The organism is Arthrobacter sp. AZCC_0090, assembly GCF_014207375.1.
Taxonomy (GTDB): Bacteria; Actinomycetota; Actinomycetes; order Actinomycetales; family Micrococcaceae; genus Arthrobacter.
Genome location: NZ_JACHEE010000002.1, coordinates 183,359 through 204,922 on the forward strand (window position 1 = coordinate 183,359; position 21,564 = coordinate 204,922).

A 21,564-nucleotide genomic window follows, 5' to 3' on the forward strand; every position below is an offset into this window, starting at 1 on the left:
GGTTCCGCCTCACTGCTTCCTACTTGCTCCTACCCGGCACTGGCGCGGAGGCGAAACAACCGCCCACGCGCACCTGTCCACAAAACTACCATTCAGCTTCAGCCTCAACTTCCGGGACAGTCCTGCGGCGCGCCTTTGCCATCCCTGATAAATATGATCTGTCGCACATAGGATTGATAATCGTGAACACTCCCCCTGTACCGGGCGATTCCCTCAGCCGACGCGAAAAACTCCTCTACATCCTGCTACTTGGCGCCTTGACCGCCCTGGGTCCGTTTACGGTGGACCTCTATCTGCCGGCGTTCCCCGCATTGGAGCATCATTTCGACGTCTCGGCCGCCGCGATCCAACTCACATTGACCGGTACAACGGTGGGCTTCGCCATCGGGCAATTGGTGGTGGGCCCGTTCAGCGACAAATTCGGACGCCGCATGCCCTTGATCCTTGCGACGGCCCTGCACATCGGTTCCTCCCTCGGCGCCGCATTGTCCACGGACATCAGCACGCTCGCCTTGTTCCGCGTCCTCATGGGCATCGGCGCGGCAGGGGGTGGCGTGGTGGCCATGGCCATGGTCCGGGATCTTTTCGCAGGCTATGCCATGGTGCGGATGTTCTCCCGGATGTCACTGGTCAATGGCCTCGCGCCGATCCTGGCTCCGATCATTGGTTCACAACTGCTGTTGGTAATGCCCTGGCCCGGGATCTTCTATTTCCTGGCGAGCTACGGAATCCTGGTGATCATCGCCGCAGTGTTCCTCATCCGGGAAACCTATCCTGCCGAGCTTCGCCGGCAGACGACATCGACGGCGGGTCAGCGTTACAAGGCCGTTTTCGCCGACCGGATTTTCGTGGGGATGCTGCTCGTTGGCGGATTCAACTTCGGCGGACTGTTTGCGTATCTCTCCGCATCGACATTCCTGTTCCAACAGGTGTACAACTTCTCTCCGCAGGAATACGGACTGCTGTTCGGCGTCAACTCCCTTGGCATCGTCGCCGGCGTCCAGATCAGCTCGAGGGTCATCAAACGGGTTGCACCCCAATGGATCATGGCCTTTGCCACGGCCTGGATGCTCCTGATGGCCGCATTGATCGTGGTGTTCGATCTCCTGCACTTCGGCCTGTGGGGCGTCATGGTCCCACTGTGGTTCTGCATCCTGGCCACCGGGTTCATGTTCCCCTGCGTACAGGTCATTGCCCTCGCCAACCACGGTGCGCAGGCCGGAACAGCGGCCTCCTTGCTGGGTGCCTCGAACTTCCTGATGGCCGGCATCATTCCGCCGGTGGTTGGCTGGCTGGGCGTCGGCTCCGCCATTCCCATGGGCGCCGTGCAGGCGGTGTGTCTCGCGTGCGCCGTGGCAGCCCTCTGGCTCGTTGTGCGGCCTCGCGCTGTCCCCTCCATCCACTAATACGCAAATCCATCCACCGATGAGCGGGGACCGGACGTGTCGTGCGGGCAAGTAGGCTCAACCCATGACTCGCAAACCGCACCGCAACGGCCGCGGCCTTTTCCTCGGGGCGATGCTCGGCGCCGTCGTCGGCTTCTTGCTGGGCCGCGGGGCCGGAAACGCCGCGTTCGGAGCCCTGGTGGGCGCCGTCGTCGGCTCTGCGATTCTTTACCGGATCAATCCCGGGCCCTGGAAGCGGGACTAAGCGGGCCGCCCGATGGGTCGAGGGGTGTTGCAGGGCATGGCCCGGCGATAAAGTTGAGATGTGCCCCGTTGGCAGGAACTGCAACCTATTCCAGCCCCATGGCAGCGCAGGGATGACGGCATCCTGCCGCTGTGGTGGGATCGCCTGTGCACGGTGACCAGCCCCCAGTCCGCGGCCCTCTATGCGGCCGGACTTTTCACAGAGGACCGCCGCCGCCCGATTGCCCAATGGTTCAATCCAACAAACGGCGCGGCCTTGCTCGTGGCTCCGGAAACCTCGCCCGAATGGCCCGTCCAACGCTTCGGAATCTTCTACGCACCCCCTGGCGGCGGATTCACGCGCGTTCACTCCGCTGCCCACGAATGGCACCCGCGGGAACCGAGGACGCCCCCCACCGAGGACGAGGCTTTCCGGGACGCCGTGGCCGAGGCGGCGAGATTCCTGCAAGTGGAGATGGATTTCGTCTGAATGTTGAGCAAAATCTGACAAATCGAAGCAAAAAAGTAGGCCCCGCACCTGTAAAACCGGTGCGGGGCCTTCGCGCTCCTCCGACTGGACTTGAACCAGTAACCCTTCGATTAACAGTCGAATGCTCTGCCAATTGAGCTACGGAGGAATGAAGCGGTTATGACTTTAGCAAAGGTTTTGCCGCAAGTGAAATCGACTCAGGATCACGTGCGGACGCCCTGCGTGATACCCCTCCCGGGTATAGCGAATGCCGCGAAGCTGACGCCCCTCCAGAGGTAGGATGGTCCGGCTCCTACGAAGGGAAGGAAACATGTCGAAGAAGTGGTCCCCTGAGGACAACGTGAAGGAAGTTGCCCAAGACGTCTTTTTCGTCGAAGGCCCCGCAGTCAACTGGACCATCCTCAGGCGGAACAGGGAATTCACCCTCATTGACACGGGCTATCCCGGGAACTGGCCATTGCTCCAATCCAGCATCAATTTCCTGGGGCTGTCTGTGGCAAATGCCGCGGCGGTTCTCCTGACGCACGGCCACTCCGATCACATCGGCAATGCCGCGAGAATTTCCGCAATGGGCATCCCAGTATTTGCGCACCAAGCGGAATTGCCAAATGTCCGCCGGGAGATCCTCGAACAAATCAGCGTCAAGGATCTCGGCTGGCGCGTCCTCCGCCCCAGAGTGGGCGCGTGGGCGATACATGCCGTCCGATCCGGGGGCTTGTCCGACGTCGCGGTCCCGAAGGTCGCAGCAATGACCCAGGGTACTTTGGACGCGCTTCCCGGACGTCCCCAAATCATTGCCACTGGCGGCCACACCAGCGGGCACGTATCCTTCTTGGTTCCATCGGCGAGGGCCATCGTTACAGGGGATGCACTGATCACAGGCCATGCCATCAGCCCGGCCTCCGGGCCGCAGATGCTGCCCGCAGTCTTCCACCACCGCCCCGCAGAGACCTGGGCAAGCTTGGAGGTCCTCAGGCAGTTGGGCGCCGAGACCATCCTGCCGGGCCACGGCCCGATCGTGACTCCACCCCAAGGGATTATCGAACTCGTCTCAGACGGCACCTACTCCCCTTTCGGCTAAGGCGTCGGCCTTCCAGTACCCGTTTTCGAGCCCGAGTGAAGAGAGCCGGGGCCGGCCCAAAACAGGTACCGCCCACTCTTAACCCGTGCCGTGCCTAGCCCATAGGCTCCGGACCTGGGGTTACTGACCCGGTCTGTTCAGCCAAAGGGGAAGCCGATGCGGCTCCTGACCATATTGTTCCGGCAGTCAATGGCGTCGTTCCGACGGCAGGGGCGCACTACGGCTTGGCGCAAGAAGGTGCTTGGCATTCGCAGCCCATGGTTCCGTTGGGCCACGGCTGCGTCCGTCCTGATGTTGTTCGGGTACTCGATGGTCTACATCGGAGCCCCTGCGCAGGCGGCACTGCCGAAGACAATCATCAGCCTGACCTTCGATGACGGCAATGACGATCAACTCGCGGCAGAACAGGTACTGAAGTCCCATGGATTGCACGGGACATTCTTCATTACGACCAGCTGGATCGATAATCCGTCGTGGCTCACCCGAGCCAATCTGAACAGCATCGCTGCGGACGGCAACGAGATCGGTGGCCACACCATCACCCACCCGGACCTCACCACCTTGTCCACTTCGGCAGCCACCAACGAGGTTTGCGGCGGACGGACCACCCTTGCCAGCTGGGGGTTCAATGCCACCGACTTTGCCTATCCGTTCGCGGCGGAAAACTCCTCTGTAGAGCAAATCGTCAAGAATTGCGGTTTTGCCAGTGCGCGCAATCTGGGTGACATCCGCTCGCCCGCGAGTTGCTCGGGTTGCCCTTTCGCAGAGACCCTTCCCCCGGCCAATCCTTACAACACAGCGGCGCCGGATGAAGTCGACAGCACTTGGACGCTGCAGAACCTTGAGGACCTGGTCACCAACGCCGAGCCGGGCGGCGGATGGGTCCAATTCACCTTCCACCATATTGCCGTCGGGACAGACCCCACCCTGACCATCAGCCCCTCGCTCTTCAGCACCTTCATCACATGGCTCGCGGCGAGAACGGCCAACGGGACAACGTCCGTACAAACGGTTGCCCAGGCCCTGGGGAATACGCCAAACCAGCCACCGACGGCCGCCTTTACATCTTCGACGTCAGGTTTGACGGCGACGTTTGACGGTTCAGCTTCGACCGATCCGAACGGCACCGTAGCCTCCTACAGCTGGGACTTCGGCGACGGGTCCCCCGCGGGAACCGGCGTGAAGCCTTCGCACACTTACGCCGCGGCGGGAACGTACCAGGTGAAGCTGACGGTGACGGATAGCGGCGGGCTGACAGGGACGGTCACGCACCCGGTAACTGTCGCGGCCGCGGCGACGGCGCCTGCGGCTCCGACAGGGGTGACTGCGACGGCGGGGAATGCTTCCGCGGTGGTGTCGTGGACGGCTCCGGCTAATGGTGGTTCTCCGGTTACCTCGTATGCGGTGACGCCGCATGCGGGCGGCACGGCTTTGGCTCCGGTGACGGTTTCCGGGAACCCGCCCGCGACGACGGCGACCGTGACCGGGTTGAGCAACGGCACGGCGTACACGTTCACGGTGACGGCGACGAACGCCGTCGGGACGTCCCCGGCGTCTGCGGCCTCGGCGCCCGTCACCCCGGCGGCGCCGACCGCGCCTGCGGCACCGACCGGGGTGAGCGCGACGGCGGGGAACGCTTCCGCGGTGGTGTCGTGGACGGCGCCGGCCAACGGCGGTTCCCCGATTAGTTCGTATGCGGTGACGCCTTCTTCCGGCGGCACGGCTTTGGCTCCGGTGACGGTTTCCGGAAGTCCGCCCTCGACGACGGCGACCGTCACCGGGTTGAGCAACGGCACGGCGTACACGTTCACGGTGACGGCGACGAACGCCGTCGGGACGTCCCCGGCGTCTGCCGCGTCCGCGCCCGTCACCCCGGCCGCGCCGGTTCCCGGCGTCACCAACGGCGGCTTCGAGTCCGGGCTGACGTCCTGGACCACCGGCGGCGTCAGGGCACCCGTGGCCTCCACCACCGCGCACGCCGGCACCGGCTCGGCGTTGCTGGGCCTGGCCTCGGGAACGGAGCCTTTGGGTGACAGCAGCCTGGCCCAGACCATCACCGTGCCCGCGGCCGGGACGTCCACCCTGTCCTTCTGGTACCAGCCCCACACCGCGGATGACACCTGCACCGGCACCACCTGCCGCTACGACTGGATGGAAGCACAGGTCCGCACCACCACCGGCACCACGCTGGCCAGCCTGTTCAAGCTCAGCAGCAACTCCGGGACCTGGACCCAGCTCAGCGCGAACCTGACCGCATACAACGGGCAGACAGTCGTGCTCTGGTTCAACGTCCACCTCGACGGCGCCAGCCCGGCGGATGACACCTGGATGTACCTCGACGACGTCACCCTCACCAACACCCAGACAACACCGACCGCACCCGCGGCCCCCGCCGGGGTCACCGCGGCCGCGGGCAACGCCTCCGCGACCGTGTCCTGGACCGCCCCGGCCAACGGCGGCTCCGCGATCACCTCCTACGCCGTCACCCCGCACGCCGGCACCACCACCCTGGCCCCGGTCACCGTCACCGGGAACCCGCCCGCCACCAGCACCACCGTGTCAGGGTTGAGCAACGGCACCGCCTACACCTTCACCGTCACCGCCACCAACGCCGTCGGCACGTCCCCGGCGTCGGCGGCCTCGGCGCCGGTCACCCCGACCGCGACGGCCACGGCGCCCGCCGCCCCCACCGGGGTCACCGCGGCCGCGGGCAACGCCTCCGCGGCCGTGTCCTGGACCGCCCCGGCCAACGGCGGCTCCCCGATCACCTCCTACGCCGTCACCCCGCACGCCGGCACCACCACCCTGGCCCCGGTCACCGTCACCGGCACACCCCCGGCCACCAGCACCACCGTCACCGGGCTGAGCAACGGCACCGCCTACACCTTCACCGTCACCGCCACCAACGCCGTCGGAACCTCCCCGGCGTCGGCCGCCTCGGCGCCGGTCACCCCGACCGCGACAACAACCTCGACCATCACCAACGGGGGCTTCGAGTCCGGGCTGAGCTCCTGGACCACCGGCGGCGTCAGGGCACCCGCGGCCTCCACCACCGCCCACACCGGCACCGGCTCCGCACTCCTGGGCCTGGCCTCCGGAACGGAGCCACTCGGTGACAGCAGCCTGTCCCAGACCATCACCGTCCCCGCCACCGGGACCTCCACCCTGTCCTTCTGGTACCAGCCCCACAGCGCCGAAGACCCCTGCACCGGCAACGCCTGCCCGTACGACTGGATGGAAGCACAAGTCCGCACCACCAACGGCACGGTCCTGGGCAGCCTGCTCAAACTCTGCAACAACAACGGCACCTGGACCCAGTTCAGCGCCGACCTCTCCGCCTACAAAGGCCAGACCATCACCCTCTGGTTCAACGTCCACCTCGACGGCTCCAGCCCCGCGGACGACACCTGGATGTACCTCGACGACGTCACCCTCACCAACGGGTGACTGAATCAGACGCCAGAAATCCCCGCCCTCATCAGAGGACGGGGATTTTTGACGTAGCGCTCCTCCGCCTGGACTTGAACCAGTCCCCACCCCCGGATGCGATACAGGCGCGTCTGGACCCTGTCGGTTTTTGCACGTTTTCTCATTTTGGGTACACAAAATTGCATTTGATGATTACCCGTCAGTAACATCATGAAGCGGGGGATGTGATGCGAATCACCACAAGGGAACATCTCAATGATTGGAATTGCTCTATGACAGCGCAAAAACGGTCCGCACTGCTGGCGACAGTGGTGCTTGTACTCTCACTCTTCGCGGGAGCGGGAGCCGCCTCAGCCGACACCACCGATGTCTCACCTCCGGGAGCCAACGACTGGGCCTGCACGCCGAGCTCGGCGCACCCCTACCCCGTAGTGCTGGTGCCGGGAACTTTTGAAAACATGGCCAAGAACTGGAGCACTCTCTCCCCCGTCTTGAAGTCGCAGGGCTACTGCGTGTTCGCGCTCAACTACGGGGAGGTCAATGGAGTCTATGCCTCGGGTCCTATTGCTGATTCGGCCCGCGAACTGGCACCGTTCGTTGACGCCGTTCTCGCGGCCACGGGCGCGCGGCAGGTGGACCTTGTGGGCCACAGCCAGGGCGGGATGATGCCGCGCTACTACATGGGGTTCCTTGGCGGCGCCAAGAAGGTCCACCACTTGGTCGGAATCTCCCCGTCGAACCACGGGACTCAGGGACTGATCGTCCCGCCGCCGGACTCCACACCCTCGGAAATGCAGCTCTTCAGCCCGTTCTGCCAGGCATGTATGGACCAACAGGCGGGTTCGGCCTTCCTCACGAAACTAAATTCCATCGGGGACACCGTCCACGGCCCGCTCTACACCGTCATTTCCACAACACACGACGAAGTGGTGACACCGTACCAAAGCCAGTCCCTGGCGGGCAGCTCAGCCCAGGTCACCAACATCACCATCCAGGACGCCTGCCCCTTGGATCTGATCGAGCACGACCAGACCCCCAACGATCCGGTGGTTCACCAATGGGTCATGAACGCCCTGAGCCAGCAGGATAGTCCGGCGGACCCCGCATTCCGGCCCGTGTGCCTTTAGGCGTCGCGGCCTCTAGGCGAGATGGTTCGAGGCCTCGCGGGATCGTTTGAGCCGCGGGGCCATGGGGCCAATGCACGGCCGGAGGCATTGAGGGAAACCCCGACGCCAAAAATCCCCGCCCTCTACTGAGGACGGGGATTTTTGAGTAGCGCTCCTCCGACTGGACTTGAACCAGTAACCCTTCGATTAACAGTCGAATGCTCTGCCAATTGAGCTACGGAGGAATGAAGCGTGTATTAGCCTAACAAAGGCCCGGCGGGAAACGAAATCGGCGCTGTTGAAGCCCTTAGCTATCCATGCGGAGGGCGCGGCGCTGCATTTCCAGCTCCATGAGTTCCCGGTTGAGGCGTTGGAACTCCTCCGGCTGGGCCGAGGCATCCAGTCGCTGCAATTGGCCCATCTTGTCCGCCTTGACCCTGGTGATCTGCAGTTCGAACAGCCTGGCCAGGATGTCGCGGCAATACCGCTGAAGCGCTTCGGGAGTGCTGGCCGGCAGGGGCACCACGGCAAGCTCCGAGACCAAGCCTTGGAGCGGTTCCGGAACCTCCTGGCGAATCCCTTCCACCCAGGCCACCGGGTCCCCCGCGTGGGCCAGTCCGGCGGCCCGGACAGCCGTGTGTACCGCGGAGTAGGCCGGAGTGACGAAATGGCATGCCTCAAAACGTTCCCATGCTCCACCGCTAAGCGCAGCTTCGCCTCCCAGGACAGCAGGGTTCTGGATGACCACTTCGAGGGCCTGCCGCTCCATGGCGGCGATGGGATCCCGGGGATCCGGGCGCATGAAGGCGATGGGAGCGTCCGACGGCGGTGCTGCCGCCGGCTGGCCGGCGTGGGTCGCCGTTGCTCCGTGTCCCGTCGCCGGTGCTCCCGCAGCCCCCGCCACTGGTTCACCGGAAGCAGCGCGCTTGGCAGCCAGGCCTACTGCCCGGCTGACTTCCTCGATGGGCATGCCGAGCCAGCCTGCCAACTCCCGGACATAGGCCGGGCGGATGCCGGAATCACGGATCTGCGCAACCACAGGGGCCGACTCACGCAGCGCCGCCACGCGGCCTTCCACTGTGTCCAGGTTGTGGCGTTTGAGGGACGCCCGGATGGCGAATTCGAAGAGGGGCCGGCGGGTACCGATCAAGTCCCTGACGGCCGCATCCCCCTTGAGTTGGCGCAAATCGCAAGGGTCGGCCCCGGTGGGCTCCACAGCCACGTATGTCTGCGCGACGAACCGCTGATCCTCCTCAAAGGCGCGCAATGCCGCTTTCTGCCCGGCGGCGTCGCCGTCGAAAGTGAAGATGACCTCTCCCCCGGTGCCGTCGTCGGACAGTAAGCGGCGGGCGATCTTGATGTGGTCCGTGCCGAAGGCGGTACCGCACGTGGCCACAGCGGTACCGACTCCGGCAAGGTGGCAGGCCATGACGTCCGTGTACCCCTCCACCACCACCAGTTGCCGGTCCTTGGCGATGTTCCGTTTGGCGAGGTCGATTCCGTAGAGGACCTGGGACTTCTTGTAGAGCACGGTCTCCGGAGTGTTCAGGTATTTCGGGCCCTGGTCGTCCTCGTAGAGCTTGCGGGCTCCGAAGCCGATAGTGTCGCCGGCGATGTCCCGGATGGGCCAGATGAGCCTGCCGCGGAAGCGGTCGTAGATGCCCCTGTTGCCTTCGGAAAACATCCCCGTGAGCTTCAACTCGGCGTCCGTGAATCCGCGTCCGCGCAAGTGTTTCAGGAGCGAGTCCCAACCCTGCGGCGCGTAGCCGACGCCGAACTGTTCGGCGGCGGTCCGGTCGAAACCGCGACCGTGGAGGAAGTTGCGGCCCTCGGCGGCACCTGCCGTGAGTAGTTGGGCACGGAAGAACTCGTCGGCGATCTTGTGGGCATCCAGCAGCCGTTGGCGCTTGCCGACCTCTTCGCGGTTGGGGCCGGTGCCGCCGTCTTCGTAGCGCAGCTCGTAGCCGATCCTGGCTGCGAGCTTTTCCACGGCTTCGTGGAAGGAGCTGTGGTCCATTTTCTGGACGAACGAGATGGCATCGCCGTCCTCACCACAGCCGAAGCAGTGGTACCGGCCTACTTGGGGGCGGACGGTGAACGACGGCGAGCGCTCGTCGTGGAAGGGACACAGGCCCTTGAAGGTGCCCAGGCCCGCACCTTTGAGGGTGACGTAGCCGTCCACTACTTCCTTGATATCGGTGCGCTGGCGTACTTCGTCGATATCTTCACGTTTTATTAGGCCAGCCACGAATCAATATTAGTTGATGTCAGATCAACAAATTCGGGCGGTTCAGCCTCACGCCTACCAGAGCGACGGCAGGCTGCCCACCAGACGTTCGTACATCGCCAGCGCCGAAGCGTCCGTCAGCGACGCCACCTGGTCGATGACGACGCGAAGCCGGGCGCCGTCGTCGGGTGCGTCCCGCCAGTCTGCGGCGAACATCGGTTCCAGATGCCGGTCTCCGCTCGCATTGAGCACGCCAACCAGGGCGTGCAGGACTTCGCGCTGACGCTCATAGACGGGTTGCCGATGGTCGGTGGAAATCACAAATGTCGTGGCGAGGCCCTTCATGGCCGCGATCTCAGTGACGGTTTCCTCCGGAACCATGAGTTCCGCGCCGTACCGGGTCAGGTGGTCCGGGCCGAAGTGCGCCCGCGTCGTCTCCAGGGCGCTTTGGCAAAAGCGGCCGATCAACTGGCTGGTCATGTCCTTCAGCGCTGCCATCGCCTTGCGGCTGCCATCTGCCTCACGGACCCAGACGCTGGTGGCTTCGAGTCGGGCCAAAGCGGCATCGATCTCAGCGGGATCGTTGTGGGGCAGGTACCACTGCTTGGTGTACCCCACCACCCGTGCCCGGTGGTCCGGATTGTCCAGCCACTTCAGCTGGAAATGGCCGGCAACGATGGCGTCCTCAACGTCGTGTACGGAGTACGAGATATCGTCGGCCAGGTCCATGACCTGGGCCTCGATGCAGGAGCGGTTGCCCGGCGCGCCGTCACGAAGCCAGGCAAACACGGGCAGGTCGTCCTCATAGGCTCCGAACTTGCTGCTCCGCTGTCCGTGGATGACGGGGGCGTCGACGGCGGACCACGGGTATTTGGAGGCCGCGTCAAGGCTGGCGCGGGTCAGGTTCAGCCCGGCGGGCTGGCCGTCGGCGGTGAGGACCTTGGGTTCAAGCCGCGTGAGCAGGCGCAGGGTCTGGGCGTTGCCTTCGAAGCCACCGATTCCGTGAGCTACCTCGTTGAGGGCCGATTCCCCGTTGTGGCCGAAGGGCGGGTGGCCCAAATCGTGGCTCAAGCACGCCGTGTCCACAACATCGGGATCGCAACCGAGCGCACGGCCCAGCTCGCGGCCCACCTGGGCGACTTCGAGGCTGTGCGTCAGGCGGGTGCGCACGAAATCATCGGTATCCGGGGCAACCACTTGGGTCTTCGCCCCGAGCCGGCGGAGGGCGGAAGAATGCAGCACCCTTGCCCGGTCCCTCTCGAAGTCCGAACGGTAGGTATTCTTCCGAGGCTCCTGCACCCAGCGTGCTGAGTCGGCCTCCACATAGCCTGGAATGCCCGTTGCGTTTTCGGCTGTGCGTGCCGCAGACATCGCTTCAGTTCCCATGGGTATCCGCCTCCTCCGCTTGCCGTGCGCCGGTGTCGATACAACCAGTGCCTATGCAGCCAGTTTTCCACGACTCCGGCCGTGCGCGTGCACGCGTCGACCGAAGCCGCGCTTTAGCCGCCCGAAACGTCCAATTCGGCCGCAGCGATGTCGCGGGTCTGGTCCGCGTCCATCTGCCGGCTGAGCAGCCAGTCCTTGGGCAAAGCTGGCCTCTTCGGCGAACCTGCGCGTCCGCGCGGGCCTTCGGAGTCGATGCCCGGGTAGGGCAGGTCCAGGTCCAGTTGGTCCAGCAGCTCGCGCAGGACCTCGAGGGTTGGCACGGTGGCCAGTTTGGCGCGCAGTTCCCCGCCCACCACGTAGCCCTTGAAGTACCAGGCCATGTGCTTGCGGATCTCGCGCAGCGCCTTGTACTCGTCATTGCCGAAGGTTTCGATCATGAGCTCGGCGTGACGGTACACGCCGTCAGCGACTTCGCGCAGGCCCGGGCGGTGGCGCTGATCGCTGCCTTCAAAGGCGGCCTGGAGGTCACCGAAAAGCCACGGGCGGCCTTGGCAGCCGCGGCCCACCACGACGCCGTCGATCCCGGTTTCGCGCACCATGCGCACTGCGTCTTCGGCGGACCAGATATCGCCGTTGCCCAGCACGGGAATGTCCGGAAGGGCCTCACGCAGGCGTGCGATGGCGGACCAGTCGGCCTGACCGGAGTAGAACTGTGCGGCAGTGCGTCCGTGGAGCGCGACGGCGGCAACGCCGGAATCGCGGGCGATGCGGCCGGCGTCGAGGTACGTGAGGTGGTCCTCGTCAATGCCCTTGCGCATCTTGATGGTCAGCGGGATATCGCCCTTGGAGGCTTCCTTGACCGCGGTCTGGACGATGGAGGTGAAGAGGTCGATCTTCCAGGGAAGGGCGGATCCGCCGCCGCGCCGTGTGACTTTGGGGACGGGGCAGCCGAAGTTGAGGTCGATGTGGTCCGCCCGGTCTTCTTCGACGAGCATGCGTACGGCCTGGCCCACGGTGACAGGGTCCACTCCGTACAACTGCACGGACCGGACCTTTTCGTCGTCGTCGTGGGAAATGATGCGCAACGATTCCGGGGTGCGCTCCACCAGGGCCCGGGAGGTCACCATCTCGGCGACGTACAGGCCGCCGCCGTATTCACGGCACAGCCTGCGGAACGCCGAGTTGGTGATCCCGGCCATCGGCGCAAGGATCACGGGGGTGTCCACGGTGATCCGGCCAAGCTGCAACGGGGGCAGCTCGAGCTTGGGCGAAGGGGGTGTTGCTACTACAGTCACCCGTCCATTGTCTCAAAGCGGGGCAAATCGACGTCGCGCACAGAACTCAGAGCAGCCAGCCGTTGTCCTCGGCGATCCGCACGGCCTCGGCACGGGTCCGCCCACCGGTCTTGGCCATCGTGGCGGAGAGGTAGTTCCGGACGGTCCCTTCGGAGAGCATCGCCGACTTCGCGATATCGGCCACCGTTCCGCCGTCGGACGCCGCCTTGAGCACCTCCGCCTCGCGTTCGGTCAGTGGGCTGTCCCCAGCAGTCAATGATTCCGCGGCGAGCACGGGGTCCACCACCCTGAGGCCCTGGTGGACACGGCGCACGGCTTCGGCCAGTTGCCGCGCCGGGGTGTCCTTGACCACGAACCCGGAGGCTCCTGCCAGCATGGCCCGCCTGAGATAGCCGGGCCGTCCGAAGGTTGTGACCATGAGGACGCGGCACGATGGCGCCGCCCGCCGCACAGCCGCTGCCGCGCTGATCCCGTCCAGGCCGGGCATCTCGACGTCGAGCATTGCCACATCGGCGGAGTGCTCGACGACGGCGGCTGCCACCCCTGTCCCGTCGCCCAGTTCAGCGACCACCTCGATGTCCGGCTCCAGTCCCAGCAAAGCCGCCAGCGCCCCGCGCACCAGTGCCTGGTCGTCTGCGATCACCAATCGGATGCTCATACTTCAACCGCCAATCTGAACCCTCCCAGGTCACTCGGCCCAATACTGACTGTTCCCCCGGCGGCACGTACGCGTTCGTGGATCCCGGCCAGTCCGTTCCCGGAGCGGCCCCCGGGAGCCGGGCCGACGCCGTCGTCCTCCACCAAAACGCTCGACGCCGTCAACCGGACGCGGCAGCGTGCGGCGCCGGAGTGCCGCACCACATTGGTGATGCCTTCGCGCAGTACCCAACCGAAGAGTTCCCTGTGCCTCGCCGGAACTTGTTCCACGGTGCCTGGCAATTCGGCGTCGATCCCGGCCGATTCCAATGCCGTCCGGGCAACGGCGAGCTCCGCCAGGACGTTGACGCCGCGGTATCCAGCCACTGTGGCCCGGACGTCGGCGAGCGCACCGCGGGCCAAGTCCTGCACCTCGGAAATCTCGGCAGCCGCCCGGTCCCGGGCAGGGTGGTCGCCGGGGACGGTGTCCAGCATCCGGCCGGCCAACTCGGCCTTCACGGCGATCACCGTCAGGGAGTGTCCCAGGATGTCGTGCATGTCCCGGGCCACGCGGCTGCGCTCAGCGGCGACGGCTGCGTCGGCGAGCTCAGTCTGCGCTTCCCGGAGCCGTGCGGTCTGCCGGATCAGCCGCGCGAAGGCGGACATCATGAGGCCGAGGGACAAGATGATCCCGGCCTGGAGCAAGGCCTGCTCCCCGTTGCCCGTCACCAGCTGCGTAGTGAAGGAGGCGAGGGACAAGGTGACGATGAGGAAGAAATCGGTGCGCGGCGGAAGGGACGTCATCGCGATGGCGCAGGCGAGGAACGTCCAGGTCCACAAGGCCTCCCTTCCGAGGAGGAAGACGATCGCCCCGTTCAGCGCCAGCAGGATACCGACGGACACCATGCCCGCCCGGACGCCCAGGCGCCAACTGATCTGCGGCAGGAAGGCGTAGGCAGCGAAGAACACGATCAGGGACGCCGAAGCCACCGCTTTCCAGGCCAGCGGTTCGTCCACGGACCACACGAGGTTCCACGTAGGCCAGGCCCAGAGCAGGATGGAAAGTCCCGCACCGATGAACCAGCCTCGTGGCCCGGGACCGCGGAACATGGTGCCGCTGAACACGTTTCCGGTGAACACGTCCCTGAAGGAGGTTCCGCCTGCGTTGCTCGTCATGGTGCTTACCCTAGCGGCCGGTTCAGACACGTTTCGTGTCGCGGCGGAACGCCATCGCAGCCCCGGCCACGAAGATCGCGAGCCAGGTGGCCACGTTGACAATCCACGCCCAATCGAACTCGCCGGTGATGGGACTCCGGGCCAATTGCCCGATCCCGTATGCGGGCGTGAACTTGGCGATGTTGCCGAAGGTCTCCCCCATGATTTCGATCGGCATGAACAGCCCACCGAGCATGGCAAGGATCGCCAGGGCCGGGCCGAGGATCTGCATGACGTTCTGGCTCGGCATGAGGTATCCGACGAACAAGCCGAGGGCCGCGAAGACCAGGGAACCCAGCCAAGCCACCAACCCCGCTGTCAGCCAGGTCTGGCCATCCATGGTGACACCGGCCAGGGCACCGATGACGAACTGTGCCACCACGGCAACGAGGGACAGCGTCAGCGCGGCCAAGGCTTTCACCGCGATGTACGCACCAGGCAGGAGGGGCGTGAGTCGAAGCTGGCGGCTCCAGCCCTGGGCACGTTCCACTGCCACTTGGCTGCCGGCGCCCGTCGCAGCGGTCATGGCCGCGTAGACCGTCAGGCTGATGAGGATGTACTGGCCGTAGCTGTGTCCGTTGGGCAGGAGCTTGTCCTTGTTGGACAGGCCGAAAATGAAGAAGAAAACGGCTGGCATGAACACCGTGAAGATGATGGTCCGGCGGTTCCGGAGCATCCGCTTGATCTCGATCCACAAAAACGTTCGGTTGACCCCGCCTGCGGATGGCTTCCTGTCCTGGATCGCGGTTGCCGTGCTCATACGAGGTCTCCTTCAAAAGTGATGTTTGCGGATTCCGGCACGGCATCGTCTCCGGTGAGGGCGACGAAGGCCTCCTCAAGGTTGTTGGCCGCCACCTCGACGTCGTGGGCGCCCGTGTTGTTGAGCAGGTACCGCACGACGGCGTCCGAGTCGCCCGTGCGGACGGTGAGGCGACCGCCGTCGTACTCAATGCTCTCCGCCGGCGGCATCCCGGCGAGCAGCCCGCGCTCTGTTGCCGGAAGCGAAGCCTTGACGGTACGGCCCGAGGCAAGGTTCTTGATCTGGGCGGCGGTGCCGTCCGCAACGATGCTGCCTTGCCGGACCAGGACAATCCTGTCCGCATAGGCGTCGGCTTCTTCGAGGTAATGGGTGGCGAAGATGACGGTCCGTCCGCGCTGGGCGTCGGTCCTGATGGCGGTCCAGAAGTCGCGTCGTCCCGCGACGTCCATGCCGGTGGTGGGCTCGTCCAGGATGAGCAACCCGGGATCGGAGACAAGAGCCATGGCGAAGCGCAGGCGCTGCTGCTGGCCGCCGGAGCACTTTTCCACCTTGCGGTCGGCGATCTCCAGGATGCCCGCCCGCGCCAGGACTTCGTCCACGGGGCGGGAAGAATCGAACATCGCGGCGTTCAGCTGCACGGTCTCGCGGACGCTGATGTCCCGCAGCAAGCCGCCGGTCTGCATCACGGCTGCGACCTGGCCGCGGGCGATGGCTCCCCGGGGAGTGTGGCCGAAGATGGAAACGCTTCCCTGGTCCGGGGCGCTCAATCCGAGGATCATGTCGATAGTGGTGGTCTTGCCCGCACCGTTGGGCCCGAGGAACGCCACCACCTCCCCCGGTTGCACGGTCAGGTCCAGTCCGCGGACGGCGTGGACCTTCCCGAAACTCTTGTGCAATCCGGCGGCGTGGACGGCCGGCACACTCGTTGTTGTCATGACGCTCCTTGGATGATGGTTTGCTCCATTACCCATCCAAGCCTGGGGCCGTGGACTGTGCCCGGGGCGTGTGTCACCAATGAGGGATGACAAATGTCATGCGGCGCTAGCGGCGCTCCGCTTCCCGGCGTGCGCGCCTCGTCATGACGACGGCGGCAAGTTCGCCGGTGTCGAACGATTCGAACGCGTCCGCGGACTGTGCTGTTTCAAGCTCACGGACGTTGCCGTCGTCGTCGGCTGCTTGCGGACCCGCAGCGCCGGCGGCCGCGAGCCGCCGGGAACCGGTCGCCTTGACCACCAGCACCGCGATCAACGTGGTCACGGGGATGGCCAACACCAGGCCGATGGAGCCCACCAACGTGCGGATGACTTCCTCGGACAACTCTGCACTGGTGAGGGCATCAACCAGCGGGCGGTCGTACAGCATGACGATGATCAGGATCGGAAGCGCGGCGCCCGCGTAGGCGAAAGCGATGGTGTAGACCGTGGAGGCGATGTGGTCACGGCCAATCCTCATGGCGGACGTGAACAGCGTGCGTGCGCTCGTCTCTGGAGCGAGTTCGTAGAGTTCCCATACAGCCGATGACTGGGTGATGGTGACATCGTTCAGGACGCCCAGCCCCGAGATGATGAGACCGCACAAGATGATCCCTGAGATGGAGATCTTGTCCGACATGTTCACGAGTGCCGCGGCGTCGTGGCTACCGACTCCGGTCAGGTTGGCGGCGTCCGTGGCCCATGCTGCCAACAGCGCCGTGATGCTGAGGCCGAAGATGGTGCCCAACAACGCGGTGGATGTCCTGGCCGAGAAGCCGTGGGCGAAGTAGAGCACCCCCATCATGATTGCGGTGGAGCCAACCAACGCTACGAGTAGCGGCGGCTTGCCCTCCACCAGTCCCGGCAACATGAAGCTGACCAGCACCACGTAGGCTCCAGCCAAGCCAAGCAGCGCCCGGAAGCCCCGCCAGCGGGCCACCGCAATGACCACCACCGCGTACAGGATCGCCAAGAGAGCCATGGGAACGTTCCGCACGAAATCCAGGAAAACGTACGACGGCGAGCCGTTGCCTGCCGCTGCGCCCTGAACGCCGGAGAGGTTCAAGTAGCGGATGCTGTCCCCCACCTTGACGCCGTGCGACTTCGCGACGTCCGGGTTGATCACTACCTTGACAGGACTGCCGCCTTTGTCCGGCTGGGTGGACGCGAAAGTGCACTGGGAACCTTGCTGTTGCGCACCGTTGCTTTGGTCCGTCCCCGGAGCTTGAGCGCCTTGGGAGCAGCTCTCCTGCGTGACGGCTTGGATCTTGCCGGTATCGAACGTCACACCCGGCGCAGCTGCGTAAGGGCTCGCGAAGGTGATCCCTTCCTTGCTCCCCGACGGCCACAAGAGCAGCATGGCAACGATCGTGAGCACGGCAAGCGGGGCCAGGACAGCCACCAGGAGCCAGTTGGCCCGCTTACGTGCCGCGAGCGCCTGTGGGCTTAGCTCCGAGTTCTCTGTGTGACTGTGTGAGTGTCCGTGACCCATTAGCTGCAAAACCTCATGCCCACAAGCCTACGTGGGGCGGCGCGGCATCACGCGCGTCCGATTAGCTCGGCCACGCGATCGAGCTCTTCTTCCAGATTGTAGAAATGTACCGCGAGACGGATCCTGCCCGCGCGGGCCGAGGCCACAACGTCGGCCTTGCGGAACCGCTCCATGACTGCCTCTGTGTCATTCACCGGGATAGAGACGATAGTAGAGCAGCGCTGGTCCGGTAAGGGACTGAAGGCGGTGCCTTGGGCCGCCAGCGCATCTTGCAAGCGCCGGATGAGCTGGGCGTTGCGATCAAGCAGGGCGTTGATCCCGAACTGGTGGAAGATGCCAAGCGCCGATCGCTCGGCCAGGGCGGGAAACCAAGCTAGCGAGGCGTCGAGCTTCGACGCCGTGGGCGACAGGTCCATGGACGGCCCATAGAAGCTCTCGGCCGGCTTTCTGGCGGCCTTCCAGCCGGGCACGATCGGCCTGAGGCGGTGGAGCAGTTCGCGGCGGACATAGAGGTAACCCATACCCCGTGAGCCGAGCAAAAACTTGTGGCTGGCAGCGGCCAGGAAATCGACACCGTCGCGCACCACGTCGAGCGGTACCGCGCCGGCTGCCTGGCAGGCGTCGACGAAGAACCAGGCGCCGGAGCGGGCAGCGACGCGGCTGATCGCGGCCAGGTCGGCCCGATAGCCGTTGGACGATTGCACGGCGCTCACAGCGATGAGGCGGGTGCCGCCGTCGGCAGCTCGCCCGAACGCCTCGGCGGACACTCCGTCGGCACCTGGTGCCACGGCGCGGACCTCGTAGCCGCGTTCCCTGAGCAGGAGCCAGGGATAGTAGTTCGAGGCAAATTCGTTTTCAGCGACCACGATGTTCTCGCCGGGTTTCCCGGTCGGCAAATTGGCGGCCACAATCCCCGCGGCTGTGCTCACGGCCGGAACTATGGCGATCTCCCCAGCCGTGGCGCCGACGATCTCAGCGAATATGGCGCGGGCGTCCTCCCCTGCCCGTTCGGCCTCCATCCAGTCGAATTGACCGGCGGACCAGCGCTCGACGGCCAGCTCGAAGGCTGCCCTGGCGGGGGTGCATCCGACGTTTATGGTGGCGGTGTTGAGGTAGATGGTGCTCTCAAGTCCGGGGAAGAGCTGGCGAATATCGGCCGCGTGCATGCCTGGGACCGCCCTTCATACAGGTTTGCAGTCCGCACCGCGAGTGCGGCAGCGGTGTCGATCACCAGTGGGGAACAGGATCCATACTATGGCGCCAGCGTGGACGCTGCCAGGGGTCCCCTGGAATCATCCAGGCCCCGCTGAAACCAGGGACATGCTGTTAAATGCATGATCCCGCCCACGTCGTAGCTACGGCGAAGGCAGGATCATGTGGCAAAAACGGCTACTCGCTGACCACCAAGGTGTCCGCACCCCGGAGCTTCGCTTTACCCAATTCCAGCAGCGGATCGACGACGGCGCGCAGGGCCGTCATGGAATCGTCCACTTCAAGGAGCACCGGGTGCTGGTAGGCAATAAGGGCCAGCAGGTCACGGACCACCTCGCGCGCCTCGTCATCCTGCAAACGCGGCTCGTGGCCCAGGAACACTTCCGAGGGTTCGTCCGAGCTGCCCTGCGCATAGCTGATGGCGAAGGCCTGCAACTTGCCCTTGCGGGTGGCCGGAACGCCCGAACCAAAAGCACTGGCCTTCGGCGCACGCAATACGAGCGCACCGTGTGCCCCCGTCAGATCGTCCAGGAAGAGCCGCTGCACCGTCGGGATGCCCAGTTCGCCGGGGCTGTCCCAGTGGTGCACGGCAGTGAAGTAGCGGCCGACGACGTCGCTCAGTTCCACGGATCCTGTGGCGAGGTCTTCAACCTGCTCGGATGCCGCCTCCTCAGAACCGTCGCCAAACACCGGAAGCCTCAGCGGCTCGGGATCCACCACCACAAGCTGTGAGCGCTGGATAGGCGCGAGCCCTGCCCACTCTGCGAAGGCGGCGCCGGGGGTGCCGGGCTCCACTTTGCTCCGCAGCTTGGTAACCCCCGACGGCGACACTTCAGCTTCGCGTCGCAGCATAGTCAGGAGCGTGGCCCCTATCCCGCTCCGGCGATGATCCTTGGCAACCTCGATGTAGGCCCAAAGCCGTTCCGGATGCAGGGAAGCCTCGTGGACCACACCTGCAGCCACCGGGATGCCGATGCCGTCAACGACGTCTTCCGCCACGATGCACCGGCGCCAAGGCTGGCCCTGACCGCCATTGCTCGACGGAGCCAGGGCTGCCCGGAACTGCTGGGCCGGCAGAGTCTCGGGCCCACCCCACATTTCCAACAGCGCGAGGTCGTCGCCATCACGCCATTCGCGGTACTCGATGGACACGCCTAGGCGCCGATCAGTCGCGCGGCCAGGTAGGCCTCCACCTTGTCCAGGGACACACGTTCCTGGCTCATGGTGTCGCGCTCACGGATCGTGACCGCTTGGTCGTCGAGGGTGTCGAAGTCCACGGTGATGCAGAACGGAGTACCGATCTCGTCCTGGCGGCGGTAGCGGCGGCCGATGGCGCCAGCGTCGTCGAAGTCGATGTTCCAGTTCTTGCGCAGCTGGGCGCCCAAGTCCTTCGCCTTCGGGGACAGGTCCTCGTTGCGGCTCAGCGGAAGCACGGCCGCCTTGACCGGTGCCAGGCGGGGGTCAAGCTTCAGGACAGTGCGGACATCGACGCCGCCCTTGGCGTTGGGTGCCTCGTCTTCGGTGTAGGCGTCGATCAGGAAGGCCATGAAGGACCGCGTGAGGCCGGCGGCGGGCTCAATCACGTATGGCGTGTAACGCTCGTTGGTGGCCTGGTTGAAGTAGCTGAGGTCCGTGCCCGATGCCTTCGCGTGCGTGGACAGGTCGAAGTCGGTGCGGTTGGCGATGCCTTCGAGCTCGCCCCACTCGGAGCCCTGGAAACCGAAGCGGTATTCGATGTCCGTGGTGCCCTTCGAGTAGTGGCTGAGCTTGTCCAAGGGGTGCTCGAAGAAGCGCAGGTTCTCTTCCTTGATGCCCAGGCCGGTGTACCAGGACATGCGTTCCTTCATCCAGTACTGGTGCCATTCCTCGTCCGTGCCGGGCTCGACGAAGAATTCCATTTCCATCTGTTCGAACTCGCGGGTGCGGAAGATAAAGTTGCCCGGCGTGATCTCGTTGCGGAAGGACTTGCCGATCTGGCCGATGCCGAACGGCGGCTTCTTACGGGATGTGGTGAGAACGTTGCTGAAGTTCACGAAGATGCCCTGCGCGGTTTCCGGGCGCAGGTAGTGCAGGCCTTCTTCACTGGCCACGGGGCCCAGGAAGGTCTTGAGCAGGCCGGAGAATTCCTGCGGTTCAGTCCATTCGCCGCGGGTGCCGCAGTTGGCACAGGCAATATCCTTGAGGCCGTTTTCGGCAGGACGGCCCTTCTTTTCCTCGTACTCTTCCAAGAGGTGGTCGGCACGGTAGCGCTTGTGGCAGGAAAGGCACTCGACCAGCGGGTCCGAAAAAACCTCGACGTGGCCGGACGCTTCCCACACCTGGCGCGGCAGGATCACGGAGGAGTCCAGGCCCACTACGTCTTCGCGACCGCGGACAACGCTCTGCCACCACTGGCGCTTGATGTTTTCCTTGAGCTCAGCACCGAGGGGCCCGTAGTCCCACGCAGAGCGGGAGCCACCATAGATTTCACCGGCCTGGAACACGAAGCCCCTCCGCTTGGAGAGGGAAATGACCTGGTCGAGGACGGATTTTGCTGCCATGGGTACTCCAATGTTCTACAGGGCCGCTGGGTGCGGTCCGTGGTTATGCTCTACGGGAACAGTCGTTAAGGGGAAACGCTGTTTTTGGGGAAGTGC

The 21,564-nt window shown here is 65.0% G+C and carries 17 protein-coding genes and 2 tRNA genes; 6 read left to right on the plus strand and 13 right to left on the minus strand.

Features of this window, described 5'->3' with window-relative positions:
• The first annotated feature begins 176 nt into the window (after positions 1–176).
• From HNP00_RS03630 to HNP00_RS03640, 3 genes are all read left to right on the plus strand, one after another.
• A complete protein-coding gene (locus HNP00_RS03630; protein ID WP_184736705.1) occupies positions 177–1,406 on the plus strand; it encodes a multidrug effflux MFS transporter in 1,230 nt (409 codons plus the stop codon).
• 64 nt (positions 1,407–1,470) lie between these two features.
• Positions 1,471–1,650, plus strand: coding sequence for a YMGG-like glycine zipper-containing protein (locus HNP00_RS03635; RefSeq protein WP_184736015.1), 180 nt, complete (start codon positions 1,471–1,473; stop codon positions 1,648–1,650).
• 60 nt (positions 1,651–1,710) lie between these two features.
• Positions 1,711–2,118: a hypothetical protein gene (locus HNP00_RS03640; protein WP_184736017.1), complete on the plus strand. Its 408-nt coding sequence runs from the start codon at positions 1,711–1,713 to the stop codon at positions 2,116–2,118.
• A gap of 75 nt (positions 2,119–2,193) precedes the next feature.
• On the opposite strand, the gene HNP00_RS03645 is transcribed toward HNP00_RS03640, so the two are convergent.
• Positions 2,194–2,266: transfer RNA gene (locus tag HNP00_RS03645), tRNA-Asn, on the minus strand.
• Between the two features lie 162 nt (positions 2,267–2,428).
• Here HNP00_RS03645 and HNP00_RS03650 point away from each other — a divergent pair.
• From HNP00_RS03650 to HNP00_RS03660, 3 genes are all read left to right on the plus strand, one after another.
• Positions 2,429–3,199: an MBL fold metallo-hydrolase gene (locus HNP00_RS03650; RefSeq protein WP_184736020.1), complete on the plus strand. Its 771-nt coding sequence runs from the start codon at positions 2,429–2,431 to the stop codon at positions 3,197–3,199.
• Positions 3,200–3,355: 156 nt separating this feature from the next.
• A complete protein-coding gene (locus HNP00_RS03655; RefSeq protein WP_184736022.1) occupies positions 3,356–6,646 on the plus strand; it encodes a fibronectin type III domain-containing protein in 3,291 nt (1,096 codons plus the stop codon).
• Between the two features lie 254 nt (positions 6,647–6,900).
• Entirely contained in the window at positions 6,901–7,755 is an 855-nt protein-coding gene (locus HNP00_RS03660) for an alpha/beta fold hydrolase (RefSeq protein WP_184736024.1), read from the plus strand.
• A 151-nt stretch (positions 7,756–7,906) separates the two neighbouring features.
• Here the strand turns inward: HNP00_RS03660 and HNP00_RS03665 are convergent.
• The 12 genes from HNP00_RS03665 to HNP00_RS03720 all read right to left on the minus strand — a co-directional run bounded on the left by HNP00_RS03665 (position 7,907) and on the right by HNP00_RS03720 (position 21,468).
• A tRNA-Asn gene (locus tag HNP00_RS03665) sits at positions 7,907–7,979 on the minus strand.
• 62 nt (positions 7,980–8,041) lie between these two features.
• The gene (gene dnaG / locus HNP00_RS03670; protein ID WP_184736026.1) at positions 8,042–9,982 is read right to left on the minus strand and encodes a DNA primase; all 1,941 of its coding nucleotides are present in this window, start codon (positions 9,980–9,982) and stop codon (positions 8,042–8,044) included.
• A 54-nt stretch (positions 9,983–10,036) separates the two neighbouring features.
• Entirely contained in the window at positions 10,037–11,347 is a 1,311-nt protein-coding gene (locus HNP00_RS03675) for a deoxyguanosinetriphosphate triphosphohydrolase (RefSeq protein ID WP_184736028.1), read from the minus strand.
• A gap of 113 nt (positions 11,348–11,460) precedes the next feature.
• Positions 11,461–12,642 carry a tRNA dihydrouridine synthase DusB gene (gene dusB, locus HNP00_RS03680; protein WP_184736030.1) on the minus strand — a complete coding sequence of 394 codons (1,182 nt, stop codon included), beginning with the start codon at positions 12,640–12,642 and terminating at the stop codon, positions 11,461–11,463.
• 46 nt (positions 12,643–12,688) lie between these two features.
• Positions 12,689–13,300 carry a response regulator gene (locus HNP00_RS03685; RefSeq protein ID WP_184736031.1) on the minus strand — a complete coding sequence of 204 codons (612 nt, stop codon included), beginning with the start codon at positions 13,298–13,300 and terminating at the stop codon, positions 12,689–12,691.
• Complete coding sequence (locus tag HNP00_RS03690) at positions 13,297–14,454, minus strand: sensor histidine kinase (RefSeq protein ID WP_184736033.1); 1,158 nt, start codon at positions 14,452–14,454, stop codon at positions 13,297–13,299. Before HNP00_RS03690 ends, HNP00_RS03685 begins: the two co-directional genes overlap by 4 nt.
• Before the next feature lie 22 nt (positions 14,455–14,476).
• Positions 14,477–15,253 (minus strand): ABC transporter permease, encoded by a 777-nt coding sequence (locus HNP00_RS03695; protein WP_184736036.1) that lies wholly within the window; start codon positions 15,251–15,253, stop codon positions 14,477–14,479.
• Entirely contained in the window at positions 15,250–16,188 is a 939-nt protein-coding gene (locus tag HNP00_RS03700) for an ABC transporter ATP-binding protein (protein ID WP_184736038.1), read from the minus strand. Before HNP00_RS03700 ends, HNP00_RS03695 begins: the two co-directional genes overlap by 4 nt.
• Positions 16,189–16,294: 106 nt before the next feature.
• Entirely contained in the window at positions 16,295–17,716 is a 1,422-nt protein-coding gene (locus HNP00_RS03705) for a YibE/F family protein (RefSeq protein WP_184736041.1), read from the minus strand.
• Positions 17,717–17,763: 47 nt separating this feature from the next.
• Complete coding sequence (locus HNP00_RS03710; protein WP_184736043.1) at positions 17,764–18,882, minus strand: aminotransferase class V-fold PLP-dependent enzyme; 1,119 nt, start codon at positions 18,880–18,882, stop codon at positions 17,764–17,766.
• Positions 18,883–19,105: 223 nt separating this feature from the next.
• The gene (locus HNP00_RS03715; protein ID WP_184736045.1) at positions 19,106–20,080 is read right to left on the minus strand and encodes a GNAT family N-acetyltransferase; all 975 of its coding nucleotides are present in this window, start codon (positions 20,078–20,080) and stop codon (positions 19,106–19,108) included.
• Between the two features lie 2 nt (positions 20,081–20,082).
• Positions 20,083–21,468, minus strand: a complete 1,386-nt coding sequence (locus HNP00_RS03720) for a glycine--tRNA ligase (protein WP_184736047.1) — start codon at positions 21,466–21,468, stop codon at positions 20,083–20,085.
• Positions 21,469–21,564: the final 96 nt, after the last annotated feature.